This is a genomic window from Streptomyces caelestis (assembly GCF_014205255.1).
GTDB classification, from domain to species: Bacteria; Actinomycetota; Actinomycetes; order Streptomycetales; family Streptomycetaceae; genus Streptomyces; species Streptomyces caelestis.
On sequence record NZ_JACHNE010000001.1, the window covers coordinates 4,408,934 to 4,433,619 of the forward strand.

22 protein-coding genes and 1 tRNA gene are annotated in these 24,686 nt (G+C 68.6%); 12 read left to right on the forward strand and 11 right to left on the reverse strand.

The window, feature by feature from the left end:
- Window positions 1-264: 264 nt before the first annotated feature.
- The 8 genes from HDA41_RS20045 to rpmH form a co-directional block, all read right to left on the reverse strand.
- Window positions 265-1,365 carry a ParB/RepB/Spo0J family partition protein gene (locus tag HDA41_RS20045; protein WP_184985805.1) on the reverse strand — a complete coding sequence of 367 codons (1,101 nt, stop codon included), beginning with the start codon at window positions 1,363-1,365 and terminating at the stop codon, window positions 265-267.
- Entirely contained in the window at window positions 1,362-2,438 is a 1,077-nt protein-coding gene (locus HDA41_RS20050) for a ParA family protein (RefSeq protein WP_184993572.1), read from the reverse strand. Before HDA41_RS20050 ends, HDA41_RS20045 begins: the two co-directional genes overlap by 4 nt.
- A gap of 303 nt (window positions 2,439-2,741) precedes the next feature.
- Window positions 2,742-3,458, reverse strand: coding sequence for a 16S rRNA (guanine(527)-N(7))-methyltransferase RsmG (gene rsmG / locus HDA41_RS20055; protein WP_184985807.1), 717 nt, complete (start codon window positions 3,456-3,458; stop codon window positions 2,742-2,744).
- Window positions 3,459-3,581: 123 nt separating this feature from the next.
- Window positions 3,582-4,094, reverse strand: coding sequence for a Jag family protein (locus tag HDA41_RS20060; protein WP_184985809.1), 513 nt, complete (start codon window positions 4,092-4,094; stop codon window positions 3,582-3,584).
- Window positions 4,095-4,109: 15 nt separating this feature from the next.
- Complete coding sequence (gene yidC / locus HDA41_RS20065) at window positions 4,110-5,384, reverse strand: membrane protein insertase YidC (RefSeq protein WP_184985811.1); 1,275 nt, start codon at window positions 5,382-5,384, stop codon at window positions 4,110-4,112.
- A 3-nt stretch (window positions 5,385-5,387) separates the two neighbouring features.
- Window positions 5,388-5,762, reverse strand: coding sequence for a membrane protein insertion efficiency factor YidD (yidD, locus tag HDA41_RS20070; RefSeq protein WP_059414789.1), 375 nt, complete (start codon window positions 5,760-5,762; stop codon window positions 5,388-5,390).
- Window positions 5,759-6,130 (reverse strand): ribonuclease P protein component, encoded by a 372-nt coding sequence (rnpA, locus tag HDA41_RS20075; RefSeq protein ID WP_010032713.1) that lies wholly within the window; start codon window positions 6,128-6,130, stop codon window positions 5,759-5,761. Before rnpA ends, yidD begins: the two co-directional genes overlap by 4 nt.
- 21 nt (window positions 6,131-6,151) lie before the next feature.
- The gene (gene rpmH / locus HDA41_RS20080) at window positions 6,152-6,289 is read right to left on the reverse strand and encodes a 50S ribosomal protein L34 (protein ID WP_003956500.1); all 138 of its coding nucleotides are present in this window, start codon (window positions 6,287-6,289) and stop codon (window positions 6,152-6,154) included.
- Window positions 6,290-6,662: 373 nt separating this feature from the next.
- On the opposite strand from rpmH, the gene dnaA reads away from it, so the two are divergent.
- The 9 genes from dnaA (at window position 6,663) to HDA41_RS20125 (ending at window position 19,636) form a co-directional block, all read left to right on the forward strand.
- The gene (gene dnaA / locus HDA41_RS20085) at window positions 6,663-8,666 is read left to right on the forward strand and encodes a chromosomal replication initiator protein DnaA (RefSeq protein WP_184985813.1); all 2,004 of its coding nucleotides are present in this window, start codon (window positions 6,663-6,665) and stop codon (window positions 8,664-8,666) included.
- A gap of 893 nt (window positions 8,667-9,559) precedes the next feature.
- Window positions 9,560-10,690: a DNA polymerase III subunit beta gene (gene dnaN / locus HDA41_RS20090; protein WP_184985815.1), complete on the forward strand. Its 1,131-nt coding sequence runs from the start codon at window positions 9,560-9,562 to the stop codon at window positions 10,688-10,690.
- A 163-nt stretch (window positions 10,691-10,853) separates the two neighbouring features.
- Window positions 10,854-11,729 (forward strand): phosphogluconate dehydrogenase (NAD(+)-dependent, decarboxylating), encoded by an 876-nt coding sequence (gene gnd, locus HDA41_RS20095; RefSeq protein WP_184985817.1) that lies wholly within the window; start codon window positions 10,854-10,856, stop codon window positions 11,727-11,729.
- A gap of 31 nt (window positions 11,730-11,760) precedes the next feature.
- On the forward strand, window positions 11,761-12,882 hold the full coding sequence (recF, locus tag HDA41_RS20100) for a DNA replication/repair protein RecF (RefSeq protein WP_010032694.1): 1,122 nt from the start codon (window positions 11,761-11,763) through the stop codon (window positions 12,880-12,882).
- The gene (locus tag HDA41_RS20105; RefSeq protein WP_184985819.1) at window positions 12,879-13,433 is read left to right on the forward strand and encodes a DciA family protein; all 555 of its coding nucleotides are present in this window, start codon (window positions 12,879-12,881) and stop codon (window positions 13,431-13,433) included. Before recF ends, HDA41_RS20105 begins: the two co-directional genes overlap by 4 nt.
- Before the next feature lie 453 nt (window positions 13,434-13,886).
- Window positions 13,887-15,959, forward strand: coding sequence for a DNA topoisomerase (ATP-hydrolyzing) subunit B (gyrB, locus tag HDA41_RS20110; RefSeq protein WP_184985821.1), 2,073 nt, complete (start codon window positions 13,887-13,889; stop codon window positions 15,957-15,959).
- 42 nt (window positions 15,960-16,001) lie between these two features.
- Window positions 16,002-18,593, forward strand: a complete 2,592-nt coding sequence (gene gyrA, locus HDA41_RS20115; RefSeq protein WP_184985823.1) for a DNA gyrase subunit A — start codon at window positions 16,002-16,004, stop codon at window positions 18,591-18,593.
- A gap of 18 nt (window positions 18,594-18,611) precedes the next feature.
- Complete coding sequence (locus HDA41_RS20120) at window positions 18,612-19,436, forward strand: DUF3566 domain-containing protein (RefSeq protein ID WP_184985825.1); 825 nt, start codon at window positions 18,612-18,614, stop codon at window positions 19,434-19,436.
- A gap of 123 nt (window positions 19,437-19,559) precedes the next feature.
- Window positions 19,560-19,636, forward strand: a tRNA-Ile gene (locus HDA41_RS20125).
- A 73-nt stretch (window positions 19,637-19,709) separates the two neighbouring features.
- On the opposite strand, the gene HDA41_RS20130 is transcribed toward HDA41_RS20125, so the two are convergent.
- Entirely contained in the window at window positions 19,710-19,952 is a 243-nt protein-coding gene (locus HDA41_RS20130) for a hypothetical protein (protein ID WP_184985827.1), read from the reverse strand.
- Between the two features lie 144 nt (window positions 19,953-20,096).
- Here HDA41_RS20130 and HDA41_RS20135 point away from each other — a divergent pair, with 144 nt between their 5' ends.
- Window positions 20,097-20,297, forward strand: a complete 201-nt coding sequence (locus tag HDA41_RS20135; RefSeq protein ID WP_230299485.1) for a hypothetical protein — start codon at window positions 20,097-20,099, stop codon at window positions 20,295-20,297.
- A gap of 239 nt (window positions 20,298-20,536) precedes the next feature.
- Here the strand turns inward: HDA41_RS20135 and HDA41_RS20140 are convergent, their stop codons facing one another.
- Complete coding sequence (locus HDA41_RS20140; protein ID WP_184985829.1) at window positions 20,537-20,905, reverse strand: DUF6344 domain-containing protein; 369 nt, start codon at window positions 20,903-20,905, stop codon at window positions 20,537-20,539.
- 337 nt (window positions 20,906-21,242) lie between these two features.
- Here HDA41_RS20140 and HDA41_RS40640 point away from each other — a divergent pair, with 337 nt between their 5' ends.
- The gene (locus tag HDA41_RS40640) at window positions 21,243-21,371 is read left to right on the forward strand and encodes a DLW-39 family protein (RefSeq protein WP_003999697.1); all 129 of its coding nucleotides are present in this window, start codon (window positions 21,243-21,245) and stop codon (window positions 21,369-21,371) included.
- A 230-nt stretch (window positions 21,372-21,601) separates the two neighbouring features.
- Window positions 21,602-22,897: a hypothetical protein gene (locus HDA41_RS20150; protein ID WP_184985832.1), complete on the forward strand. Its 1,296-nt coding sequence runs from the start codon at window positions 21,602-21,604 to the stop codon at window positions 22,895-22,897.
- Between the two features lie 37 nt (window positions 22,898-22,934).
- Here the strand turns inward: HDA41_RS20150 and HDA41_RS20155 are convergent, their stop codons facing one another.
- Window positions 22,935-24,488, reverse strand: a complete 1,554-nt coding sequence (locus HDA41_RS20155; protein ID WP_184985834.1) for a protein kinase domain-containing protein — start codon at window positions 24,486-24,488, stop codon at window positions 22,935-22,937.
- Window positions 24,489-24,686 lie beyond the last annotated feature (198 nt).

Here is a 24,686-nt window from a genome sequence, read left to right on the forward strand (position 1 = left end):
CTCCGTTCCCTGAGGAGACTGCCGATGAACCCACCGACCGCTCCCAGCCCCAAACCGGCGCTCACCAGTCCGGTGCGGCTCATCGTTCGCATGGCCCCTGCCTTCCTCTCAGAGGTGCTGCCGGGTGGTTGCGCCGTATCCGAACGCATCGTATCCACGATGCGATTCCATCGATACCGCCAGAAAGGAAAGAGCGAGCCACATTCCGGCACACACCAGACATGGCCCGCTCCTTCATCCACAACAGAGGCTCCTGCCGGAGGCTCAGGACTCGCTCTCCTCGGAGTCGCCCTCCAGCAGGCTCTTCTGCAGAACCGGTCCCTCGCCCGGAGCGAGTGAACCCAGGATTCGCTCAAGATCCTCCATGGAGGCGAACTCGACGGTGATCTTGCCCTTCTTCTGCCCCAGGTCGACCTTCACGCGCGTCTCGAAGCGGTCCGAGAGCCGCGTGGCAAGCTCGGACAGCGCGGGAGAGACACGAGCACCGGCACGCGGGCCCTTGGGCCGCTGAGCCTTCTGGGGACGCGAACCCATGAGGGTCACGATTTCCTCGACGGCCCGCACCGACAGCCCTTCGGCCACGATGCGATGGGCCAGCCTGTCCTGCTCCTCCGAGTCCTCGACGGACAGCAGGGCCCGCGCATGGCCGGCGGAGAGCACTCCGGCGGCGACCCGGCGCTGCACAGCTGGCGAGAGCTTCAACAGGCGCAGGGTGTTGGAGACCTGCGGGCGGGATCGGCCAATGCGGTCCGCCAGCTGGTCGTGCGTGCAGTTGAAGTCCCGCAGCAACTGGTCGTAGGCGGCTGCCTCTTCCAGCGGGTTCAGCTGAGCGCGGTGCAGGTTTTCCAGCAGAGCGTCCAGAAGGAGCTTCTCGTCCTCCGTGGCCCGTACGATCGCCGGGATCGCCTCCAGCCCCGCCTCGCGGCAGGCCCGCCAGCGGCGCTCGCCCATGATGAGCTCGTAGTGAGCAGGACCCACCTGCCGGACGACGACCGGCTGGAGGAGCCCCACTTCCTTGATGGAGGTGATGAGCTCGGCCAGCGCGTCCTCGTCGAAGACCTCACGCGGCTGCCGGGGGTTCGGCGTGATGGAGTCGAGGGGGATCTCGGCGAAATGCGCACCGATGGGCGCCGCAGGGACGGCGGGAGCACTGGGCTGCGCCGGCTCCTCGGTTTCACGTGAAACGGTTGGCAGCGTCGCCACCTTCGCTGCGGCGACCCCACGGTCGTTGGGCAGCACCGGCACTGCCGCGGGGGATGTGGAAGCGGCGTTCCCCGCCGCAGCCTGGGCTACCGACTTCTCCGTCGGCGCAGCAGGGATCAGCGCGCCGAGACCACGGCCCAGCCCCCTCCGTCGCTCGCTCACTGAATGCCCTCCACCATGTTCGGGTCGTTCTGCTGTGCGCCGATGTGGGCGTGCGTCGCGTCATAGCTGATGCCAACGCCCTTCAGCGCGATCTCTCGTGCCGCCTCAAGGTATGAGAGGGCACCACTCGATCCAGGATCGTAAGTCAGGACCGTCTGCCCATAACTCGGCGCCTCGGAGATACGGACGGACCTGGGAATGCTCGTCCGCAGCACCTCGTCGCCGAAGTGGGTGCGCACCTCTTCCGCGACCTGGGACGCGAGGCGCGTCCGGCCGTCGTACATGGTGAGCAGGATGGTCGACACATGCAGGGTGGGGTTGAGGTGCCCCCGCACCAGGTCGACGTTACGCAGCAACTGACCCAGGCCTTCCAGCGCGTAGTACTCGCACTGGATCGGGATCAGAACCTCCTGACCCGCCACCAACGCATTGACCGTCAGGAGGCCGAGCGAGGGCGGACAGTCGATGAGGATGTAGTCCAGCGGCTGCTCGTACGCCTGGATGGCGCGCTGCAACCGGCTCTCTCGTGCCACCAGGGACACCAGCTCGATCTCCGCACCGGCGAGATCGATCGTGGCAGGGGCACAGAAGAGGCCCTCGACATCGGGGACCGGCTGGACGACCTCGGACAGCGGCTTGCTCTCGACCAACACGTCGTAGATGGACGGAACTTCGGCGTGGTGGTCGATGCCCAGCGCAGTGGACGCATTGCCCTGTGGATCGAGGTCGACCACCAGAACCCTGCCACCGTGCAGGGCCAGCGACGCGGCAAGGTTGACGGTCGTCGTCGTCTTGCCCACACCGCCCTTCTGGTTGGCGACCACCATGATTCGGGTCTGCTCGGGCCGTGGCAGGCCCTCGCCGGCGCGGCCTAGAGCCTCCACCGCCAGTTGGGCAGCACGACCGATGGGAGTGTCGTCCATCGGAGGCGGTGTTTCACGTGAAACATCCGCCCCCATCGACTCGGTACGGGGACCGGGGACCGGATCGGTCATCGGTCCCGCGATGTTGGCGTCGGACCGCAAGGATTCACTCTCCTCGACTTCAGGCTCGCAATGAACAGAGCCTCCCATGTCTTCGGGGTCGTGAACCAGTGAGGCCTTCCGTTCTGTGGAGAAATCCACCTCTGTGGACAACTCAGTTCCCTCATCGAGTGACCCGAGAGGCTTACGGTCGCGGGGTTCGGCCGCAGCGCGGCCACGACTGATGATGCCGTGCAGCAGTGAGCGACGTTTCACGTGAAACACGATGCACAGCAGTCGGGGCCGGATTGTCGCGACACTCCGGCATGCATAGGTTTGGCAGCTTGTGTGGAGTACGTCTCGTCGTCAGGACGGATCAGCCCCGCCGGGCCGGATCAGTGTCCCCAGGACGGATCAGCGGCGTCGGCGGGCACGTCCCGTGCGAGCCGCCTTGGCACGCTTCGCGGCGAAGCGCACACCGCCGGGGCTCTCCCCGACCTCCACCCGTACAACCGTGGACATCGGGTCCACCACGCCCTCGCCGACATGCAGGATGGATGTCGCCACCGCACCCAGCTTGCTCAGGGCCGCCGACGCGCTCTTCAGCTCCTCCTCGGCGGCGTCGCCCTTGAGGGCGAGCATCTCCCCGTACGGCCGCAGCAGCGGGATGCCCCACGTGGCGAGGCGGTCGAGGGGCGCGACGGCTCGCGCCGTCACGACATGAACGGGCTGGATCTTCCCCATGACCTCCTCGGCCCGGCCGCGCACCACGGTCACATGATCGAGACCGAGCAGCTCCACGACCTCGGAGAGGAAGTTGGTACGCCGCAGCAGCGGCTCCAGCAGTGTGATCTTCAGGTCCTCCCGGACCAGCGCCAGCGGAATGCCGGGGAGGCCGGCGCCCGAGCCGACATCGCACACCGTCACGCCCTCGGGCACGACCTCCGAGAGCACCGCGCAGTTCAGCAGGTGCCGCTCCCACAGGCGGGGCACTTCACGCGGGCCGATGAGACCGCGCTGCACGCCCGCCTCAGCGAGCAACTCGGCGTACCGCACCGCATCCGCGAAGCGATCACCGAACACCTCGCGCGCCTGCTCGGGCGCTGGGGGGAGCTCCGCTTCCTCCGTCACGGGGGACCGTCCTTCCGTACAGCGTCAGCGCACAGCGCCGACACCAGAACCACCAGAACTATCAGGCTGACAAAGTTCGGCCCCGCCTGCGCAACAGACGGGGCCGGGGAACGTACGGGCCGGTCAGGCGGGAAGCACGACGACGAAGCGCTGCGGCTCCTCGCCCTCGGACTCGCTGCGCAGGCCCGCGGCCTTGACCGCGTCGTGCACGACCTTGCGCTCGAACGGCGTCATCGGGTCCAGCCTCACGGCCTCGCCGCTGCTCTTGGCCTCGGCGGCGGCCTTGGCCCCCAGCTCGGACAGCTCGGAGCGCTTCCGGGCGCGGTATCCCGCGATGTCGAGCATCAGTCGGCTGCGGTCACCGGTCTCCCGGTGCACGGCCAGACGGGTGAGCTCCTGAAGTGCCTCCAGCACCTCACCGTCACGGCCGACCAGCTTCTGCAGGTCGCGGCTGCCCGTGTCGCTGATGATCGAGACAGAGGCACGGTCGGCCTCGACGTCCATGTCGATGTCGCCGTCGAGGTCGGCGATGTCGAGCAGACCCTCCAGGTAGTCCGCCGCGATCTCGCCCTCCTGCTCCAGGCGGGTCAGGGTGTCTACACCCTCGGCAGCGGCGGAAATGGTGCCTTCCGTCACGGGATGGACTCCTTCTTACTTCTTGGACGGGGACTTGGGCCGCTGTGGACCCTTGCGCTGTCCGGACTGGGCCTTGCTGCGGGTACCGCTGCCGGACTTGGCGCCGCCCTTCTTGGCAGCGGCGGCGGGCTTGGCGTCCTCGGGCTCGTCGGACTTGATGAGCGACGTCTTCGGCTCCGCCTCACCGGCTGCCTTCGCCACACCGGACTGCCGCTGAGCCTTGGTCTGCCGCTTGGGCTGCTGACGCCTCGGCATGCCGGTGGTCGGCGTACCGTCCTCGGCTTCGACGGCGGCTGCGGTGTCGCTCTTGATCACGGTTCCGTCGGCCTGGGCGGCGAGGCCGGCCTTGCTCAGGCCGTTGATGAACTTGCGCTCGAACTCGTTGCGGTCGCGTCCCTTGGCGACGATCGCCTTGACGATGACCTTGTCACGGCGCCGGCTGACCTTGTTGTGCTGCGTGACGTGCTTGTGCAGGCGCTCCAGGTACGCGGCCTGGGCCTTGGAACCCGGGGTCGGGTTGTTGTGGATGACGTACATCTGCTGGCCCATGGTCCACACGTTGGTGGTCAGCCAGTAGACGAGGACACCGACGGGGAAGTTGATGCCGAAGACGGCGAACATGATCGGGAAGACGTACATCAGCATCTTCTGCTGCTGCATGAACGGCGTCTTCACCGTGGTGTCGACGTTCTTCGTCATCAGCTGGCGCTGCGTGAAGAACTGCGACGCCGACATCAGGACGATCATGATGGCGGTGACCACGCGGACGTCGGTGAGGGAGGCACCGAGTGCTTCCACCTTCGACGCGCTGTCGGTGAACTTCACTGCGAGCGGCGCACCGACGATGTGCGCCTTCTGGGCACTCTCCAGAAGGCTGGTGTTGATCACGCCGATGGTGTCGTTCGACGCGATGCTGTTCAGCACGTGGTACAGGGCGAAGAAGAACGGGGACTGCGCCAGGATGGGAAGGCACGAGGACAGCGGGTTGGTGCCCGTGTCCTTGTACAGCTTCATCATCTCTTCGGACTGACGCTGCTTGTCGTTCTTGTAGCGCTCCTGGATCTTCTTCATCTCGGGCTGGAGCGTCTGCATGGCCCGGGTCGCCTTGATCTGCTTCACGAAGAGCGGGATCAGGCAGATACGGATCAGGATCACCAGGGACACGATCGACAGGCCCCAGGCCCAGCCGGTGTCAGGCCCGAAGAGGGCGCCGTACACCGAATGGAACTGGACGATGACCCAGGAGACGGGTGTGGTGATGAAGCTGAAGAGGCTGGCAATCGTGTCCACTAATCATGCTCCTTGGGCATGGGACGGTGTCTCTGCGGCCGGGCTCGAAGGACTGGACCGACTTGTGGGAGAAGTCTGTCCCTCGGTGGCCGGGACGGCGGCGGAGGGCCCGCCCTTGCGTGCACGCCACGCGTTACGCAGCATTTCGTGCCACCGCGGGCGCTTGCGCGGCGGGACATGGTCCACACCACCCAGCGACCACGGATTGCACCGCAGGATGCGCCAAGCCGTGAGTGCCGTTCCCTTGATGGCACCGTGCCGGTCGATGGCCGTGAAGCCGTAGTGGGAGCACGACGGGTAGTACTTGCAGACCGGCCCGAGCAGCGGACTGATCGTCCACTGATAGAGCTTGATCAGAGCAAGCAGCGGGTACTTCATCGCGCGCCCCCTCCCAGCAGCCGCTGGAGGGCGGCATCCAGGTCTCGGGCCAGCTGTGCATGGTCGGCGTCGCCCGCACCGGGCAGCGCTCGTACCACTACCAGGCTACCGGGGGGCAGCTGGGCGACTCGGTCGCGCATCAGATGGCGAAGCCTGCGCTTCACTTTGTTGCGTACGACCGCACCGCCCACGGCTTTGCTCACGACGAAACCCGCACGCGTCGGGGGAGCGCTCTCCCCAGGCGCATGCGGGTCCGTGGCACCGCTTCGAAGATGGACGACGAGGTACGGGCGTCCTGCCCGGCGGCCTCGCCGTACTGCGGTCGCGAAGTCCTCGCGCCGCCTCAGCCGGTTCTCGGTGGGCAGCACGATGTCATGACCTGACCGGGATCAGGCGGACAGACGGGCGCGACCCTTGCTACGGCGGGACGCGAGAATCGCGCGGCCGGCACGGGTGCGCATACGCAGCCGGAAGCCGTGGGTCTTCGCGCGACGACGGTTGTTCGGCTGGAAGGTGCGCTTGCTCACTCGGGGGCTCCAGAAGAAATCGGTAGTTGCGGGGTGCCGTCCTGGCTGTCACCGTGCGCCCACGAGTAGCTCGCAGTTACGCCCGAGTGCACCGCTGACCGATCACCAAAATGATCTGTGCCCATCGGAGGCAGGCGGCAGCAGCCATCGACAACTCGACCTGGTTACGGTACGCGCGGCTACGCCATCCGGTCAAACCAGCACCTGCCCGGAGACACTTGTCCACAGGCTGGGGACAACAACTTGAACCGTAGTGGCCGCCCTGACTACCGTGACGGACTCCGATTCGTTCCCTTATCCCTGCCCCACCCGATTTACATCCCGAGCCGTCCCAGAACCACACGTTCGTGGGACCTGTGAGAGAGCGTGCCCTGTGGCTGACGTACCTGCCGATCTTGCCGCAGTGTGGCCACGCGTATTGGAGCAGCTCCTCGGGGAGGACCGCGGCCAGGGCGTCGAGGCGAAGGACGAGCACTGGATCCGGCGCTGCCAGCCGCTCGCGCTGGTCGCCGACACCGCCCTGCTCGCCGTACCGAACGAATTCGCGAAGGGCGTACTCGAGGGCCGCCTGGCGCCCGTCGTCAGCGAGACCCTGAGCCGAGAGTGCGGCCGCCCGATCCGGATCGCGATCACCGTCGACGACTCCGCGGGCGACCCCACGCCGGCGCCCCCGACCCGTCCCCAGCAGCGTTACGAGGAGCGCGAGCTTCCGGCCGCGCGCCAGGACCGCGACGGTTATGAGGGGTACGGCCGTCACCGCGCCGACCAGCTGCCGGGAACGTCCGACGACCAGCCGCCGCCTACGCGCGGAGATCAACTTCCCACCGCCCGCCCCGCGTACCCGTCCGAGTACCAGCGCCCCGAGCCCGGCTCCTGGCCGCGGCCGACGCAGGACGAGTACAGCTGGCAGCAGCAACGCCTCGGCTTTCCCGATCGCGACCCGTACGCGTCACCCGGCCAGGACTCCTACGGCTCACAGGACTCGTACGGATCCCATGGGTCGTCGCAGGACTCGTACGGATCGCACCGCTCGCACCGGCCGCAAGGGTCACGTGGTGGACAGGACTCGTACGGTTCGTCCTCCCAGGACGCCTACGGCTCCCCGTCCCAGGACTATCGCCCGCAGTCCATGGACCGCCCCTCCTACGACTCGCCGCGCTCCGACTACGACACGTCACGCCCCGACTACGACCAGCGCGACCCGGTCCGCCGGGAGCTGCCCGAGCCGCCGCCCGGCTCGGGACACGTGCACCGCGGCGGTCCCGTCGGCCCGAACCTGCCCACGACCGGTGCGCCCGGCCCGCTGGCCGCACAGCCCGCGCCGGCGACCGGCCCGGGTGAGCCCACCGCGCGTCTGAACCCGAAGTACCTCTTCGACACGTTCGTCATCGGCGCCTCCAACCGCTTCGCGCACGCCGCCGCGGTCGCCGTCGCCGAGGCACCGGCGAAGGCCTACAACCCGTTGTTCATCTACGGGGAGTCCGGGCTCGGCAAGACGCACCTGCTGCACGCGATCGGGCACTACGCGCGCAGTCTCTACCCGGGCACACGGGTGCGGTACGTGAGCTCGGAGGAGTTCACCAACGAGTTCATCAACTCCATCCGCGACGGCAAGGGCGACAGCTTCCGCAAGCGCTACCGCGAGATGGACATCCTGCTCGTCGACGACATCCAGTTCCTGGCGGACAAGGAGTCGACGCAGGAGGAGTTCTTCCACACCTTCAACACGCTCCACAACGCCAACAAGCAGATCGTGCTGTCCTCCGACCGGCCGCCCAAGCAGCTGGTCACGCTGGAGGACCGGCTGCGGAACCGTTTCGAGTGGGGTCTGATCACGGACGTGCAGCCGCCCGAGCTGGAGACGCGCATCGCGATCCTCCGCAAGAAGGCGGTGCAGGAGCAGCTGAACGCGCCGCCGGAGGTGCTGGAGTTCATCGCGTCCCGGATCTCGCGCAACATCCGCGAGCTGGAGGGCGCGCTGATCCGGGTCACGGCGTTCGCCTCGCTCAACCGGCAGCCGGTGGACCTGGGCCTGACGGAGATCGTCCTCAAGGACCTCATCCCCGGCGGCGAGGACTCGGCCCCCGAGATCACGTCCACGGCCATCATGGGCGCGACGGCCGACTACTTCGGGCTGACCGTCGAGGACCTCTGCGGCACCTCCCGCGGCCGCGCCCTCGTCACCGCCCGGCAGATCGCCATGTACCTGTGCCGTGAGCTCACGGACCTGTCGCTGCCGAAGATCGGCGCGCTGTTCGGCGGACGGGACCACACGACGGTCATGCACGCGGACCGCAAGATCCGCAACCTGATGGCCGAGCGCCGCTCCATCTACAACCAGGTCACCGAGCTGACCAACCGCATCAAGAACGGCTGACGGAGCCGGCCGAACGACGCCGAGGGCGCCCCCGGAGCACATGCCCGGGGGCGCCCTTCGTCATGGCGCGGCCGTGTCACGGCCGTCCTTCGTCATGTCGCCGTCGCCGGCTGTTCGAATTACCTGCCGGGTTACGGCCCCACTCCACAGATTCGGCGACTTTTTCCCGTCCACACCCTGGGGACTGGGAAGTTGTCCAGACTGTGTCCACAGAGGCCTCTGTTGAACGACCATCAGACCAGGTCACTGGCATGTGGATTCGTGGACGAACGATCTCCACAGGCTGTGGACAGCGAGAGGATCCACAGGCTGTGCATCGAGTTGTCCACCGGCAACCCACAGGCTGGGGCCGGTTGTCCCCAGCGATCCCCAGCTTCTCCACATCGCTGTCCACTGTTCGGCAACACGACGCGCCTCCTCACCGGGTCGAGTGAAAGGCGTCACACGAAGGTGCCGGGTTGGGCTGTGGGAAAGGCGGGTAAAACTGGGGACGGCACTGGGGAGAACTCGCCTCACCCTGTGCACGGAGTGTGCAGAACTTTCCGTTCTCCACAGATTCCCCTGGTTGTCCACCGCCGTCACCCACAGGCACGGTGGACAAAATTCCCGCTCTGAGCTGGGCGAACGTGGTTATCCACGGTATCCACAGGCCCTACTACTACTCCCGACTAGAGAGAGCTGGGAATTCGCATCGAAGCGGGTCCTGTGCACAACTCGCCCTCCGGCGCCCGACCGCCCCTCGTCACGACTTGACCCCGAGAGGCACCTACTGTCAGTGCGGTGCGTCAGACTGGTCCCCGGTGTCCTCCCCATCCCAGGGGCCGTCGGCACCGAGACAGACGACGAGGGCCAGGCAGAGCGAGAAGCGCCGGCAACAGCAGGAGGCGGCAACAGTGAAGATCCGGGTGGAACGCGACGTACTCGCGGAGGCAGTGGCCTGGGCGGCACGCAGCCTCCCGGCCCGTCCGCCGGCGCCTGTCCTCGCCGGCCTGCTGCTGAAGGCCGAGGACGGCCAGCTGAGCCTGTCCAGCTTCGACTACGAGGTCTCCGCGCGCGTGTCCCTGGAGGCCGAGGTCGAGGAGGAGGGCACGGTGCTCGTCTCCGGCCGTCTCCTCGCGGACATCTGCCGCGCCCTCCCCAACCGGCCGGTGGAGATCTCCACAGAGGGTGTACGGGCGACGGTGGTGTGCGGCTCCTCCCGGTTCACACTCCACACCCTGCCTGTGGAGGAGTACCCGGCCCTGCCGCAGATGCCGAACGCGACGGGGACTGTGCCCGGCGAGGTCTTCGCCTCCGCGGCCGCCCAGGTGGCGATCGCCGCCGGGCGGGACGACACTCTGCCCGTCCTCACCGGTGTGCGCATCGAGATCGAGGGCGACACGGTCACGCTGGCGTCCACCGACCGCTACCGCTTCGCGGTCCGTGAGTTCCTGTGGAAGCCGGAGAACCCGGAGGCCTCCGCGGTCGCCCTGGTGCCCGCCAAGACGCTGCTGGACACCGCCAAGGCCCTGACGAGCGGCGACCAGGTCACCCTGGCCCTGTCCGGCTCGGGCTCGGGCGAGGGCCTGATCGGCTTCGAGGGCGCCGGCCGCCGTACGACGACCCGCCTGCTGGAGGGCGACCTCCCGAAGTACCGCACGCTGTTCCCGACGGAGTTCAACAGCGTCGCCGTGATCGAGACCGCCCCCTTCGTGGAGGCCGTCAAGCGTGTGGCCCTGGTCGCCGAGCGGAACACCCCGGTGCGGCTGAGCTTCGAGCAGGGCGTGCTCATCCTGGAGGCCGGTTCCAGCGACGACGCACAGGCTGTGGAAAGGGTCGACGCCCAGCTGGAGGGCGACGACATCTCGATCGCCTTCAACCCGACGTTCCTGCTGGACGGCCTGAGCGCCATCGACTCCCCGGTCGCGCAGCTGTCCTTCACGACGTCCACGAAGCCCGCGCTGCTCAGCGGCAAGCCGGCGGTGGACGCCGAGGCGGACGAGGCCTACAAGTACCTGATCATGCCGGTGCGGCTCAGCGGCTGAGCCGGCGGTTGTCCACAGGCTGGGGGCAAAGCGGCAGGTGAGGGCGTACGACTGAGCGCGTATGCCCACAGATGTGCGCGAGCGTCCGGGTTTAGGCTCGGACGCGGGTACGAAAGTGCCGCAACGCCACGTCGGACACCTGCAAACCTAAGGAACACAACTGATGGAGCTCGGTCTCGTCGGCCTCGGCAAGATGGGCGGCAACATGCGCGAGCGGATCCGCCGCGCGGGCCACACCGTCTTCGGATACGACCGCAACCCGGACGTCGCCGATGTCCACAGCCTGGAAGAGCTTGTGGGCAAGCTCAGGGGACCGCGGGTGGTCTGGGTGATGGTCCCGGCAGGCGAGCCCACGCAGTCCACCATCGACCAGCTCGCCGAACTGCTGGAGCCCGGCGACGTCGTCGTGGACGGCGGCAACTCCCGCTGGACGGACGACGAGAGGCACGCCGAGGAGCTGGCGGCCAAGGGCATCGGCTTCGTCGACTGCGGAGTCTCCGGCGGCGTGTGGGGCCTGGAGAACGGCTACGCGCTGATGTACGGCGGTGACAAGGAGAACGTCGCCAAGGTGCAGCCGGTCTTCGACGCCCTCAAGCCGGAGGGCGACTTCGGCTCGGTGCACGCCGGCAAGGTGGGCGCGGGCCACTTCGCGAAGATGGTCCACAACGGCATCGAGTACGCGATGATGCAGGCCTACGCCGAGGGCTGGGAGCTGCTGGAGAAGGTCGACTCCGTGACCGACGTCCGGGAGGTCTTCCGCTCCTGGCAGGAGGGCACGGTCATCCGCTCCTGGCTGCTCGACCTCGCGGTCAACGCGCTCGACGACGACGAGCACCTGGACAAGCTCCGGGGTTATGCACAGGACTCCGGTGAGGGACGCTGGACTGTGGAAGCCGCGATCGACCACGCGGTGCCGCTGCCGGCGATCACCGCGTCGCTGTTCGCGCGGTTCGCCTCCCGTCAGGAGGACTCGCCCCAGATGAAGATGATCGCGGCGCTGCGGAACCAGTTCGGCGGCCACGCGGTCGAGAAGAAGTAACCGAGCACCGAGGGAGGTCGGCGAAACGACCATGCACGTCACGCATCTGTCGCTGGCCGACTTCCGCTCGTACCCCCGGGTCGAGGTCCCGCTCGACCCTGGAGTGACGGCCTTCGTCGGCCCGAATGGGCAGGGCAAGACCAACCTCGTCGAGGCCGTCGGCTATCTCGCCACGCTCGGCAGCCACCGGGTCTCCTCCGACGCCCCCCTGGTCCGCATGGGTGCCGAGCGCGCGATCATCCGGGCCCAGGTGCGGCAGGGCGACCGGCAGCAGCTGGTCGAGCTGGAGCTGAACCCGGGCCGCGCCAACCGGGCCCGTATCAACCGGTCCTCGCAGGTCAAGCCGCGTGACGTACTGGGGATCGTACGGACCGTGCTGTTCGCCCCCGAGGATCTCGCCCTGGTCAAGGGCGACCCCGGTGAGCGGCGTCGCTTCCTCGACGAGCTGATCACTGCCCGGTCCCCGCGGATGGCGGGAGTCCGCTCGGACTACGACCGGGTCCTCAAGCAGCGCAACACTCTCCTCAAGTCGGCCGCGCTCGCCCGCCGGCACGGCGGCCGCAGCATGGACATGTCCACGCTCGACATCTGGGACCAGCATCTCGCGCGCGCGGGCGCCGAGTTGCTCGCCCAGCGCCTGGATCTGATCGCCGCGGTCCAGCCGCTCGCCGACAAGGCGTACGAGCAGCTCGCCCCCGGCGGCGGGCCGATCGCCCTGGAGTACAAGCCGTCCGCGCCGGGCGAGGCGCACACGCGCGAGGACCTGTTCGAGCAGCTGATGGCCGCGCTCGCCGAGGCCCGCAAGCAGGAGATCGAGCGGGGCGTCACCCTGGTCGGCCCGCACCGGGACGACCTGCTGCTCAAGCTCGGCCAGCTGCCCGCCAAGGGATACGCCTCGCACGGCGAGTCCTGGTCCTACGCCCTGGCGCTGCGTCTCGCCTCGTACGACCTGCTGCGCGCGGAGGGCAACGAGCCGGTGCTGGTGCTCGACGACGTCTTCGCCGAGCTGGACACCCGCCGCCGTGAGCGCCTCGCCGAGCTGGTCGCGCCCGGCGAGCAGGTCCTGGTGACGGCCGCGGTCGACGACGACGTACCGCATGTGCTGTCCGGGGTGCGGTTCGCCGTGTCCGAGGGGACGGTGGAGCGCGTATGACAGAGAACACACCGGAGAATCCCTCCGGGAAGGCGCCCGGGCCCCGTTCCCCCGAGCCGTCCGGCGTCGACCTCGCGCGCGTGGCGCTCCGCGCCGCCAAGGATGCCGCACGCGCGCGTGGGGACGCGGCGCAGCAGAAGAAGCAGGCGCGCCGTGGCGGACTGCGCTCCGGCGCGCGCGCCGACGGCCGCGACCCCATGGCGCTCGGCTCCGCGATCAACCGGCTGATCACCGAGCGAGGATGGGAGGCCCCGGCCGCGGTGGGCGGGGTGATGGGCCGCTGGCCGCAGATCGTCGGTGAGGACGTGGCCAAGCACTGTGTGCCGGAGCGGTACGACGAGGAGGAGCACGTCCTGTCCGTGCGCTGCGACTCGACGGCCTGGGCGACGAACCTCCGGCTGCTCGCCCCGACCCTGGTCGCGCGCCTCAACGAGGACCTGGGCCACGGCACGGTGAAGGTGATCAAGGTGCAGGGCCCCGGCGGCCCCGCCCGTCGCTACGGCCCGCTGCGTGCTCCCGGCAGCACCGGCCCCGGCGACACGTACGGCTGACGGGAGCCTCTCCCCGAGGCCGTCCACAGACCTCGCGAGGGCCCGATCGGCGCCCGTTTTCGGCCGGTCGGCAACAAGTGACTGACATCACAAAAATGCGTGTCGGTGGCCCGCTCGGCGCCCCGGCGCCTCTCTCGACGCAGCACCGCACACGGTTGCGAATCGCGACCTGACTCCGAAGTAGCCAAGGGTTGACGGCCAGAAGCGCTGAGTGCCTCCGTGAGCCTCTTGGAGCCCCCATCCGTATATCGGGAGTCGGGGAAGACCGGTTGAGGGCGGCACATGCGGACTCAGGTACCGGCAAACCCCCATCAGTGTCAGTGCTACCGGTAGACTGGAGGCAATCCCGCCCCAATCGTGGGGACCGTCCGGGAAAAGCTGAGCAACGCTGATCAAGGCTTACCAACGCAACATGCCGCAGCCGCTCCGGCAACCCGCCGACGAGCCTGGCTCGTGCTGTGCCAGAAAGGGCGCTTCGTGGCCGATTCCGGCAACCCCAACGAGAACATCCCGTCCACCGAGGCCCCGGCCGGAGTCGCCGAGGCCTCCGTAACGGCGTCGTACGACGCCAGTGCCATCACCGTCCTCGAGGGTCTGGACGCGGTCCGCAAGCGACCCGGTATGTACATCGGCTCGACCGGTGAGCGAGGACTGCACCACCTCGTGTACGAGGTCGTCGACAACTCGGTCGACGAGGCGCTGGCCGGCCACGCGGACACCATCGACGTGACGATCCTCGCCGACGGCGGCGTTCGGGTCGTCGACAACGGCCGTGGTATCCCGGTGGGCATCGTCCCCTCCGAGGGCAAGCCGGCCCTCGAGGTCGTGCTGACCGTGCTGCACGCGGGCGGCAAGTTCGGCGGCGGGGGCTACGCGGTCTCCGGCGGTCTGCACGGCGTGGGTGTCTCCGTTGTGAACGCGCTGTCCTCGAAGGTCACCGTCGAGGTCAAGACCGACGGCCACCGCTGGACGCAGGACTACAAGATGGGCGTCCCCACGGCGCCGCTCGTCCAGCACGAGGCCACTGAGGAGACCGGCACCTCGGTCACCTTCTGGGCCGACCCGGACATCTTCGAGACCACCGAGTACTCCTTCGAGACGCTCTCGCGGCGCTTCCAGGAGATGGCGTTCCTCAACAAGGGCCTCACGATCAGGCTCACGGACGAGCGCGAGTCCGCGAAGGCCACCTCCGGGGCGGACGAGGCGGGCGCGGACGAGACCGCCGATGTCAAGACGGTCACGTACCACTACGAGGGCGGCATCGTCGACTTCGTGAAGTACCTCAACTCCCGCAAGGGCGAGGCGGTGCACCCCACCGTCATCGACCTGGAGGCCGAGGACAAGGACAGGCAGTTCTCCCTCGAAGTCGCGATGCAGTGGAACAGCGGCTACACGGAGGGCGTGTACTCCTTCGCCAACATCATCCACACCCACGAGGGCGGTACGCACGAAGAGGGCTTCCGGGCCGCGTTGACCTCGCTCATCAACAAGTACGCCCGCGACAAGCGGCTGTTGCGCGAGAAGGACGACAACCTCACCGGTGACGACATCCGCGAGGGCCTGACCGCGATCATCTCGGTCAAGCTGGGCGAGCCGCAGTTCGAAGGCCAGACGAAGACGAAGCTGGGCAACACCGAGATCAAGACCTTCGTCCAGAGGGTCGTCTACGAGCACCTGAACGACTGGCTGGACCGCAACCCCAACGAGGCCGCGGACATCATCCGCAAGGGCATCGCGGCGGCCACCGCGCGCGTGGCGGCCCGCAAGGCCCGCGACCTGACCCGCCGCAAGGGCCTGCTGGAGACCGCGTCCCTGCCGGGCAAGCTCTCCGACTGCCAGTCGAACGACCCGATCAAGTGCGAGATCTTCATCGTCGAGGGTGACTCCGCCGGCGGCTCGGCCAAGTCCGGCCGGAACCCGCAGTACCAGGCGATCCTCCCGATCCGCGGCAAGATCCTCAACGTCGAGAAGGCGCGCATCGACCGGATCCTCCAGAACCAGGAGATCCAGGCGATGATCTCCGCGTTCGGCACCGGTGTGCACGAGGACTTCGACATCGAGAAGCTCCGTTACCACAAGATCATCCTCATGGCGGACGCCGACGTCGACGGCCAGCACATCAACACCCTGCTGCTGACCTTCCTGTTCCGCTTCATGCGGCCGCTGGTCGAGGCCGGGCACGTGTACCTCTCCCGCCCGCCGCTCTACAAGATCAAGTGGGGCAAGGACGACTTCGAGTACGCGTACTCCGACCGCGAGCGCGACGCCCTGATCGAGATGGGCCGCCAGGCCGGCAAGCGCATCCGCGAGGACTCGGTCCAGCGTTTCAAGGGCCTCGGCGAGATGAACGCCGAGGAACTGCGCATCACGACCATGGACCAGGAGCACCGCGTCCTCGGCCAGGTCACCCTCGACGACGCCGCCCAGGCCGACGACCTGTTCTCGGTCCTCATGGGTGAGGACGTCGAGGCCCGCCGCGCGTTCATCCAGCGCAATGCCAAGGACGTCCGCTTCCTCGACATCTGAGTCGGTCTCAGCTGACCGCACCAGGAAGGACCTTCACCAGCAATGACCGACGAGAACACTCCCGTGACGACGCCCGAGGGTGACGCCCTGGCCATGCGTGTCGAGCCCGTCGGGCTCGAGACGGAGATGCAGCGCTCGTATCTCGACTACGCGATGTCCGTCATCGTCTCGCGTGCGCTGCCGGACGTCCGTGACGGCCTCAAGCCCGTCCACCGCCGCGTGCTGTACGCCATGTACGACGGCGGCTACCGCCCCGAGCGCGGCTTCTACAAGTGCGCCCGCGTCGTCGGCGACGTCATGGGCAACTACCACCCGCACGGCGACTCCTCCATCTACGACGCGCTGGTCCGCCTCGCGCAGCCGTGGTCGATGCGCATGCCGCTCGTCGACTCCAACGGCAACTTCGGCTCCCCGGGCAACGACCCGGCCGCGGCGATGCGGTACACCGAGTGCAAGATGGCGCCGCTGTCGATGGAGATGGTCCGTGACATCGACGAGGAGACCGTCGACTTCACGGACAACTACGACGGCCGCTCCCAGGAGCCGACCGTCCTGCCGGCCCGCTTCCCGAACCTGCTGATCAACGGCTCGGCCGGTATCGCGGTCGGCATGGCGACCAACATCCCGCCGCACAACCTGCGCGAGGTCGCCGCCGGCGCCCAGTGGTACCTGGAGAACCCCGAGGCCTCCCACGAGGAGCTGCTGGACGCGCTGATCGAGCGCATCAAGGGCCCGGACTTCCCGACCGGCGCGCTCGTCGTCGGCCGCCGGGGCATCGAGGAGGCCTACCGCACCGGCCGCGGCTCGATCACCATGCGCGCGGTCGTCGAGGTCGAGGAGATCCAGAACCGCCAGTGCCTGGTGGTCACGGAACTGCCGTACCAGACGAACCCCGACAACCTCGCGCAGAAGATCGCCGACCTGGTCAAGGACGGCAAGATCGGCGGCATCGCGGACGTCCGCGACGAGACGTCCTCCCGCACCGGCCAGCGCCTGGTCATCGTGCTGAAGCGGGACGCGGTCGCCAAGGTCGTGCTGAACAACCTCTACAAGCACACCGACCTGCAGACGAACTTCGGTGCCAACATGCTGGCGCTGGTGGACGGCGTGCCGCGCACGCTCTCGCTCGACGCGTTCATCCGCCACTGGGTGACCCACCAGATCGAGGTCATCGTCCGCCGTACGCGCTTCAGGCTGCGCAAGGCCGAGGAGCGCGCGCACATCCTGCGTGGTCTGCTGAAGGCCCTGGACGCCATCGACGAGGTCATCGCGCTGATCCGGCGCAGCGACACCGTCGAGATCGCCCGCGGCGGCCTGATGAGCCTCCTGGAGATCGACGAGATCCAGGCCAACGCCATCCTCGAGATGCAGCTGCGCCGACTGGCAGCCCTGGAGCGCCAGAAGATCGTCCAGGAGCACGACGAACTCCAGGCGAAGATCACCGAGTACAACGAGATCCTGGCCTCCCCGGTCCGTCAGCGGGGCATCGTCAGCGCGGAGCTGGCCGCGATCGTCGAGAAGTACGGCGACGACCGCAAGACCAAGCTGATCCCGTACGAGGGCGACATGTCCATCGAGGACCTGATCGCCGAGGAGGACATCGTCGTCACGGTCACCCGGGGCGGCTACATCAAGCGCACCAAGACCGACGACTACCGAGCCCAGAAGCGCGGCGGCAAGGGCGTACGCGGCACGAAGCTCAAGGAAGACGACATCGTCGACCACTTCTTCGTGTCCACCACGCACCACTGGCTGCTGTTCTTCACCAACAAGGGCCGCGTCTACCGCGTCAAGGGCTACGAGCTGCCCGACGCCGGCCGGGATGCCCGCGGTCAGCACGTCGCCAACCTGCTCGCCTTCCAGCCCGACGAGGCGATCGCCGAGATCCTGGCGATCCGCGACTACGAGGCGGTTCCGTACCTCGTCCTCGCCACCAAGGCCGGACTTGTGAAGAAGACGCCTCTGAAGGATTACGATTCGCCCCGTTCCGGCGGTGTGATCGCGATCAACCTCCGTTCCATGGAGGACGGTTCGGACGACGAACTGATCGGAGCCGAACTGGTCTCGGCCGACGACGATCTGCTTCTGATCAGCAAAAAGGCACAGTCGATCAGGTTCACCGCCTCGGACGAGACCCTGCGCCCCATGGGCCGTGCCACCTCGGGTGTCAAGGGCATGAGCTTCCGCGAGGGCGACGAGCTGCTCTCGATGAATGTTGTTCGAACCGGTACGTTCGTGTTCACTGCCACCGACGGCGGGTACGCGAAGCGGACCAACGTCGACGAGTACCGCGTCCAGGGTCGCGGCGGCCTCGGCATCAAGGCCGCCAAGATCGTGGAGGACCGTGGATCCCTCGTCGGCGCGCTGGTGGTCGAGGAGACCGACGAGATCCTCGCCATCACGCTGGGCGGCGGTGTGATTCGTACGCGAGTCAACGAGATCAGGGAAACCGGCCGTGACACCATGGGCGTCCAACTGATCAATCTGGGCAAGCGCGATGCCGTCGTCGGCATCGCACGCAACGCCGAGGCGGGACGCGAGGCGGAGGAAGTCGACGGCGACGTGGTCGTCGACGAGACCGCCGAAGGCGCGACCGCCGGCACGGACGAGGGTGAGGCGCCCTCGGCCGAGTAGCACGAGGAGTGAGTCAGCGTGAGCGGAGCCACGGGCGCCGGACCGAGGGGTACCTCGAAGGGTACGGACACGGACGACGGCGGCCGTGGCTCCGCCGCGCGTGCGGCGGACCCGCACACGACCAATCTGAAGGCGATCAAGTCCCCGACCAAGGACTCGCCCTCGCCCTCGCCTGACGCGCATGGATCGCAGGGGGAAACTGTGACGGACAGCAGAGGTCCGCAGACCCAGCAGCACACCGCTGGAGCGGGCCCGTCCGTATCCGGCGCCCAGCCGCAGCCCGAGTCGGCCGCGCAGGAGAAGGGCACCGCCGCGCCGACGGCCTCCCCCCTGCCGGGGGAACGGCAGGCACAGCAGCAGGCCGGGCCGTACCACCCGCCGCAGGCCTACCCGGCGCAGCCGGCCGCCGCCGGAGCCGGTAGCGCCGCCGGTGCCGCACGGCGTCCCCGCACCGGCGCCCGCACCACGCCGCGCGTCCGCAAGGCCCGCCTGCGCGTGGCCAAGGCCGATCCGTGGTCGGTGATGAAGGTCAGCTTCCTGCTCTCCATCGCCCTGGGCATCTGCACGATCGTGGCGTCCGCCGTGCTGTGGATGGTGATGGACGCGATGGGCGTCTTCTCCACGGTCGGCGGCACGATCTCCGAGGCGACCGGCTCGAACGAGTCGAACGGCTTCGACCTCCAGGCCTTCCTGTCGCTGCCCAACGTCCTGATGTTCACGTCGGTCATCGCGGTCATCGACGTCGTGCTGGCGACGGCCCTCGCGACGCTCGGCGCGTTCATCTACAACCTGTCCGCCGGCTTCGTCGGCGGTGTGGAGCTGACGCTCGCCGAGGACGAGTAGATCCCTCGCAGATCCCTCGCTGACGGCGGACGCGGGTGCCTCGACAACCGATTTTGGGACTGCCCATGTCGTGCGCTAATCTTCAGGAGTCAGCGCGCGGGACACACTCCCGCAGAGCGCGGCGGGGCTATAGCTCAGTTGGTTAGAGCGCATCCCTGATAAGGATGAGGCCACAGGTTCAAATCCTGTTAGCCCCACCAGCACGAAGACCCCCGGCCCATAGGGCCGGGGGTCTTTTGGTACCAACGGTTGACACCAACCGCCGGGACCGCGTCAGGAGGCGTGCAGGGGGAACCGTTCGTCGGCCGCCAGGTGAACGTCTCCTTCCCAGACGCAGAAGCCGCTGTCCAGCCAGCCTGAGCCTCCGCAGGTGTAGTCGGCGGGGTCGAGGGAGAGCCACAGGCTCACGGTGCAGTGGGCTCCCTCGGGTGCCTCGCTGGCGCGGTGGGAACCGAGGGAGCAGGTCTTGACCTGGCCTGGTTCCACGAGCTGCCGCACGGCCCTGGCCCGAGCCATGCCTCCGGCGGGGGCGCTCAGGCTCCGAGATGGCGGGGGCGCCGTCCGCGAGGGCCGGCCGGAGTAGTGATCGTGCGCGGGGAGTAGCCAGCCTCAGCGGCAAGCGCTTGAAGCGGTACCGCTGCCACCAGTGAGCGGTCGAAGATGGGGCTCGACACGACTGGTCATCATCTCGTGGTCGCGGAGAACGGATCAGGCGAGGTCGTGGGGAACGCGTGGAATCTCGGCTTGAATGTCTTCGGGGACGATGAGGCAGCTATTGCCCTGTATCACCGCAACGGCTATGACGTGGAGTCCATGTCCCTGCGTAAGAGCGTGCAGCAGGCTCCTGACAGCAACAGCTGACACCAACAAACACGAACAGCGCCGGCCGGCGCCGGACCCCGGAGGACCTGCCACCGAGTCGCTGGCCGGTTGGCCGGTGGTCACGAAGGCGCCCCAGTCGATACGGGCTGGGGGTCTTTGACATCTAGTGGCGTGCGCGGGGAGCTTCTGCTGCCGGGGGTCTTCGGAGAGCCAGACGGCCCGGCGGCTCCGAGGAGCTGCCGGGCCTGTACGCGGGTCGCCGGGAGCTGCTGGGGATATCAGCGCTGCAGCGGAGTGAGATGGTCCGCTGGGTCGCCGTCGGCGTCGGTGTCGTCGTCGGTGCAGTCGGCGGTGGGGGACGCCGTCGTGTCCGCGAGCGGGCGGTGGCGGCAGCTGGGGGACTTGCCGTGGGCTTCGGCGTGGATGCGCTGTTTCATCGTGGGGGGCAGGGCCTTGGCGTAGGACAAGGACCAGGGGGCCGTCGCCGACGCGGTCCGCTGTTGCGGGATGAGCGTGCTGTTGCGCCGCTGCTCGGGCTGCGGTACCGCCGCGGTGGCGTTCGTGGTGACGAATCCGAGCGCCGTGCACAGCGCGAGGAAGGCGGTGACGATGGCGGTCCACAGCTTCATGACCTTGTTCCGGGCCATAACCCCTCACTTTCGGGTTGGGCGATTTGCGTACTTTCCTCATGATGTGTATGGGGGTCGAGAAGTGGGGGACCGACGCCCGTGGCGCGTCGATGTTCCGATGAACACCACTCGAATGGATGCAAGAGGGGTAATAAGGTGAGGAAAGAGGAGGAGGGCGGCGAAAGTAACCGTCCGTCGGCGTGTGATCGCTCTCCGGTCGGAGCGGCGCACTCCGCTTCTATCCCGGTTTTCGGAGCGGGAGTTGAGGGCCGACTCAGGTCACCGATCGGTATCGGTCGGTGTGTATAGTCGGGCGCCAGAGGTCCCCTACGTCAAGGAAAGACGAGGTCGCGCGGTGAAGAAGCTTCTCCTGGTCGCACTGGCCGCCATCGGCGGGCTCCTCGTGTACCGCCAGATCCAGGCGGATCGCGCCGAGCAGGATCTGTGGACGGAGGCGACTGACTCCGTGCCCACGGGTTCGTGAGTCACGACATCTCATACCGAGCACACCCCGGCCGCCTCGCGGTCGGGGTTTTGTATGTCTGCGGGGACGGCGGGACGGGGGACACGGTGGCGCGGCAGGATGGGCCACGGTTCCACGGTTTGCGGTTTCACGGCGGTTCTGCGGTCCGGTGACGTGAGGGGTGGCGCGTGAGGGGACGGTGTCGTACGGCGTGGGGGCGGGCGGGCGCGTGGCGCGGTCGCCGTCCGCCGTTGGTCGTGCGTCTGGGTGTCGTGGCGGTGGTGCTGGGTACGACGGCCGCCGTGGTGCCCGGCCAGGCCGCCCTGGCCGCCGCCGGGGCGTCCGGTACGGCCGTGTCGCCGAGTCCGTACGCCTTCGCCGACGACGCCCGGAGCGTCGAGGGGGCGAGGAGCACCGGTGACGCCAAGCTGTTGACGCCCGGCACGGCCTACAAGAGCTCCCTCCCGAGCAACGGCAAGGTCAGCTACCTCCTCCAGCTCGACGCCACGTCGAACGCGTACGTCTCCGTCACCGCCGTCCCCTCCCCCGGCAGCACCGTCTCCGTCATCGACGGGCTCAAGGTGTCCGTGCAGGACGACGACGGCACCTCCTGCTCGGACGACACCGCGAGTTTCGGCGCCGCCCGCAGCCCGCACCCGATCGCGGCGTGGGGTCGGCGCGAGATCTCGCCCACCAAGTCGCTGTGCCAGGAGGCCGGGACCTACTACGTCTCCGTCGAGCGCGTCGACCCGAAGGGCGAGGGCTCCTCGCCCGGCGCCTGGGATCTCGAACTCGTCGCCATGACGGAGCCCCGGACGGCGAAGACCGGGCCGACCAGCGCACCCGAGGTGTGGAACTCCGCCTCGCCCCAGCCGCTCCTGGGGGAGGCCGAGGACCGCCGGGGCGGTGCGGGGTTCGCCGGGGCGACGCCGCTGGACCAGGGAGTCTGGCGGGACGACATCCGGCCCGGCCAGACGCTCTTCTACGAGGTGCCGCTCGACTGGGGCCAGCAGCTCCACGTCACCGCCGACCTGGGCAGCTCGGCCTCCGGCGGCACCGGTTACACGCCCGACGCGCTGGACCTGACCCTGTACAACCCGGCGCGGGGCCCCGTCGCCGACGTGGGCGTCGGCTACACCGGCGGTCCGAAGTCCGGCAGCCTGCCTCCCTTGCCGCCGGTCGACCACGCCAACCGCTACGCCGCTCTCGGCAAGGTCGGTGCGATGCGCTTCGCCGGTTCCTACTACCTGGTCGCGCACCTCGCGGAGAGCGTCGCCGACAGCTTCGGGGACGGGCCGTTCCCGATGACCCTGCGGGTCCAGGTGAGCGGGGAGGCGCGGCGCGGGCCCGGATACGTGGGGGAGTCCGAGCCGAAGGGCGTCTTCGACGTCTCCGACCAGGACCGGCAGGCGGCGGCCGAGGGCGTGGCCGGCGGCGACGACACCGCGATGCGGGTGGTCGCCGTGGGCGGGATCGGCATCGGGAGCGCGCTGCTGGTGGGGCTCGGCGTGTGGACCGTGGGCACTCGGCGGAGGAGCGCCGTGTAGGGGAGCCGGGTGCGGGCCGGCTGAGGCCCCCGGGTGCTCAGATGCGGGTCAGGGCCCAGAACCCTACGGCGTAGCAGGCCAGGGCGAGGAGCAGGAGCGGGACCGCCACCTTGGCCGGGGGGCCGGGGCGGCGGGAAGGGCGCTGTGCTCGGTGCCGTGAGGTCCCCTGCCCGGACGGTGGGGCTTGCGGGGTCCGGGCGGTGTACGGGGCGGTCGAGGTGTGGGTCGGTTCCTGTGCTGCGAGGGGCAGGGGCTGACCGGGATAGCCCGTGGGATTGTGGTGACTCGGGTACGCCGGTGGGAGCGGCTGGGACGCGGACAGGCGGTGTGTGGGGTCATAGGGGGAGTAGAGGGCCTGTTGGTGCGGGGCCTGTGCCTGTACCTGTGCGTCGTGGTCCGGCGTGGGGGAGTTGGTGACGGTGGCCTGGGGCGGCGGCAGGTGGAAGCTGCCGGTGTCCGACATGGAGGGCGGCTGAGCCGGGCCGGCCGGTGGGGCGGTGTCCTGGCGAGGGCCGGGCGGTACGACCGCTGCGGCCGGATCGGACCAGGCGTCACCGTTGGCGGAGGCCTGCCACGACGCCGACGCGCCCGTTCCCGAGGGAGCCTGGGAGTCCTGCCGGGACCGCCCTTCGTCCGCCGGACCGGACCTCTCCACGCCCGTCACCGCACTGGGCAGCTCGTCCTCTCTCGGCCGTAGCCCCCGCGCTCTCTCCAGCGGGCCCTCAGGAGCGAACCCCTGGGGGAGCGGGCCGATTTGGTCGAAGATCTCGATCAGCTCGTCGTCCGGTCCGGGCTCGGGGAGAAGCTCCGCGGCGGCGGCGAGCGCCTTGCGCGCCCCCGTGGCCGTACGGAACCGGGCCTGCGGGTCCGGCTGGAGCAGCGTGGCCACCACCTGCCACAGCGGCTCCGGAATGCCCTTGGGCGCACCGGGCGTTCCGTGCTCGGCGAAGTACTGGATGAGCGCCTTGCTGTCCGGCTTGGCACCCTCCAGCAGATACAGCGAGACCAGGCCCACGGCGAACAGGTCGGCGGGGAAGTCCGGCTCCGCCCCCATCATCTGCTCGGGCGCGAGATAACCGGGCGTCCCCACCACGAGGTTGGTGTCCGTCAGACGGGGCTCGCCCAGTCGCATCGCGATGCCGAAGTCGGACAGCCGCAGCCGCGGCCGACCCATACCGGTGGCTTCCAGCAGGATGTTGGCGGGTTTGACGTCGCGGTGCACGACGCCCTCCGCGTGCACCGCGGCCAGTCCCGCCAGCAGTTGGTCGAGCAGCGTGCAGACGAAGACCGGCGGGAGAGGGCCGTAGTCCCCGACGAGGTGGACCAGTGAGCCGCCCGCGACCAGGTCCATGGTGAAGAGGACCTTGTCGTCGTCGGCGGCCCAGCTGGTGGGGGCGAGCACATGGGGGTGGTCGATCCGCAGGGCCTGTTCGCGGACGAAGCGCAGCAGCGAGTGCGCGTCGCTCTGGAGCAGGACCTTGGCGGCCACATAGCGGCGGCGTCGGTGGTCCCAGGCACGCCAGACGGCGCCGACCCCTCCGCGTCCGATCGGGTCGACCAGTTCGTACCGGCCGGCGAACACCTCACCCATGGCTGTACGTCGCTCCTCCCCCTGGGGTCTCCCCCCTTGCTTCCCCCTCGACGAGCGTGACGACTCCCCGACGGGTGAAACGGCTCCCCCCCGACTCCCCCTATGAGCGATACACGTCCCCCTCGCGTCGACCGGTCCCCCGTACGGCACACGCCCCCTCGTGCCCGCCCGTACCGTGACGCATCCCCCGTCCCATCA